Genomic DNA, 1,108 nt, shown 5'->3' on the forward strand with positions numbered 1-1,108 from the left:
CCTTCCCAAAGTCGTTCCCATCCGACTCGACCCGTGCGTTTGGAATCGTACCAGTCGGCCAGTTTTCCCAGATTGATGAAGGCCCAATGCAAGCTCGGGGCTTTTTTCGGCGGACGGCGTTTTTCTTGTTTTGACCACAGTAATCTCCACGCCAGGGGGGCTTAATACTGTCTCACAGCTCTCTTTCTCTTCCTCTTCTTTGTTCAGACCCATAAAACGGAGCTGGTGTATCCGTGCCGCAATAAAGGCCAGCAGCACTATCATGCGCTCCAGATTATCTTTGCTTTGTATACGCAGCGCTTCTACCTGCGTGCCGCCCGTTTTCCACGCTTTGTGAAATTTTTCTATCAGCCAGCGGCGCTCGTAATAACTGAATATTTTATGGGCGTCTTCCTGACTGTTGACGGGTTCGGAGGTCAGAAGATGCCAGCAAAGCCCATCCTCCGTACCTTTTTCGTAGCAACCGACATAAAATATCCGCACCGCTTCACCGCTTTTTCCTTCGGGGATTTTCAACGTCACTTCGGCATAACTGATATCACAATGCGCGACACGCGCCTGACACCCGCCTCTCTGTCTGACCTGAACTAATCGTTCTCCAGTACTCTGTAACTGACTGATAAAGTTTATCCTGACTTTCCTCAATTCGCCGGCTTTGCATCGAACGGATGACGAAACGTTGTTTTTGGCTCGTTTTATCACGCAGATATTCGATGATATCGGCTTCACGGTCACAGACAGAAATCACGTTGGCCATCTGCTCCCCTAACCGGCTGTCGATGGCTTGTGAGGCCCGTTCCCACTTATAATTCTCTTTCCCTTCATAAGGGCGAGTGTCGCGTTGTCGGCTTTTGCCATAATCACTGACATCCCGGCACCAGCGCTGTTGTTCTATCAACCCTACGACCTGTTGTTCTTCGGGCGCAAATAACAACACCGGGTGTGCCTGCATGCCCCGGGATTTTTCCTTCGAGGTGGTATAGCCGAGTTCATCGGCGACCGACGCATGGGAAAATGACAGGGTTGTCGTGTCTTCCAGCGCTAACAAGCAATGATAACGTTGAGCGTGAGCGACGGTGGCGGTAAATCCGGCTTCGGCGATGGCCTG

General features: G+C 51.4%; 1 pseudogene. It reads right to left on the bottom strand.

From position 1 onward, the window contains the following. Window positions 1-1,048 (bottom strand): annotated as a pseudogene (locus ABR397_RS22760) (IS4 family transposase); the annotation flags it as partial. Window positions 1,049-1,108 lie beyond the last annotated feature (60 nt).

Origin of the sequence: Photorhabdus viridis (assembly GCF_040256935.1) — a bacterium.
In the GTDB taxonomy this organism is placed as follows: domain Bacteria; phylum Pseudomonadota; class Gammaproteobacteria; order Enterobacterales; family Enterobacteriaceae; genus Photorhabdus; species Photorhabdus viridis.